The sequence below is a fragment of the Microbacterium sp. BF1 genome (assembly GCF_019279095.1).
Classification (GTDB): domain Bacteria; phylum Actinomycetota; class Actinomycetes; order Actinomycetales; family Microbacteriaceae; genus Microbacterium; species Microbacterium maritypicum.
In genome coordinates, this window is the sequence record NZ_JAGYWT010000561.1 from 1 (window position 1) to 1,536 (window position 1,536).

The 1,536-nt window shown below is 68.6% G+C and carries 1 protein-coding gene and 1 pseudogene; both read left to right on the forward strand.

Features of this window, described 5'->3' with window-relative positions:
* Window positions 1-128 precede the first annotated feature (128 nt).
* Window positions 129-323: pseudogene (locus tag KZA10_RS14815) on the forward strand (ABC transporter ATP-binding protein); the annotation flags it as partial.
* A 5-nt stretch (window positions 324-328) separates the two neighbouring features.
* The coding region (locus KZA10_RS14820) for an ABC transporter permease (RefSeq protein WP_308289688.1) at window positions 329-1,536 on the forward strand (1,208 nt) is incomplete at its 3' end.

Here is a 1,536-nt window from a genome sequence, read left to right on the forward strand (position 1 = left end):
CATGGATCGCTGAGGGCCAGCAGCTCGTGGCAGATCTGCAGGCAGAACTCGGGCCGGGCTTGTCCGTCGTCGGCGATTTTGCCCGGTATGCCCCGTCGCGTAGGTCGTAGGCTCTGCGCATGAGCGACAGCAGCCCGCAGCTGCTGCTCGCGGACGAGCCGACGGGAAACCTCGACCAGCGCACCTCGGGCGAGGTGATGGAGCTGTTCGAGGAGCTGAACGCCGATGGGCTCACGCTCATCGTCATCACCCACGACGATGCGGTGGCACGGCGTGCCGGCCGCAGCATACGCATCGCCGACGGCCGATTGACGGAACTGTGAAACGCGTGCTGCGGCGTCGCAGGAACGTCGAGGAAACGAGCGCCGAGAACCCCGGCGATGAGGTCGTGGAGCCGAAGAACTCGGCGGCCGCGCTGCTCCCGGCGGTGAAGCATGCTGATCGGTTCACGTTCCAGGACCTCGTGGCCGAGGCCACGGCCGACATCGGCTCGCGTCCGGCACGGCTCGTCATGACCATCCTCGGCACGGTCCTCGGTATCGCTTCGCTGGTCGCGACGCTCGGATTCGCGCAGACCGCCGCCGCGCAGATCGCGAGGCAGTTCGACGGCGTCGCTGCGACGCAGGTGGTCGTCACCCCGGCCAAGGCGCAATCGGGCAAGGGGAACACGACGGTCGCGACCGGGCGGCTGCCGTGGGACTCTCCCGAGCGCGTGAAGCTGTTGGCCGGTGTGGACAGCGCCGCACTGATCGCCCCGGTCGAGCTCGCGGACGGCGAGACGATCACGGCAGTGCCGGTGAACGATCCATCGGCACCGATCACGGCATCCCCGAAGCTCTTCGCCACCACGCAGGACCTTCCGGAGACGGTGGACGGCGACCTCGTGACCGGTCGCTTCTTCGATGACGGACACGACGCCCGTGGCGACCGCGTCGCGGTTCTGGGACAGCGCGCGGCCGAGCGGATGGGGATCAACCGCGTCGATTCGCAGCCCTCGATCTTCATCGCCGGTGTCTCATATTCCGTCATCGGCATCATCGAGGGCATGGATCGCCGTTCCGAGTTCGTGGACGGGGTCATCATCCCTCAAGGGTCCGCTCGTGCCGACTTCGGACTGACCGCGCCCTCCGAGCTGACGATCCACATCGCGCTGGGGGCGGGGCCGCAGGTCGCGAAGCAGGCGGTGCTGGCCCTCCAGCCCGACGACCCCGACTCGCTCGAGGCGCGGTCACCGGCGGCATCGTCCGACCTCAGCCAGAACGTGCAGGCCGACGTGAACGTCGTGTTCCTCATCCTGGGCGTCATCGCTCTGCTCGCCGGCGGTCTCGGCATCGCCAACGTCACCCTGCTCTCGGTGATGGAGCGCATCGGCGAGATCGGGCTGCGGCGTGCGCTCGGCGCGACCCGGCGACAGATCGGCGCGCAGTTCATGGTGGAGTCCATCGTCATCGGGTTCATCGGCGGCATCATCGGGTCGGCACTCGGCGTGGTCGCGGTGATCGCCGTCGCGGCGGTGCAGGGGTGGTCGCCCGTGAC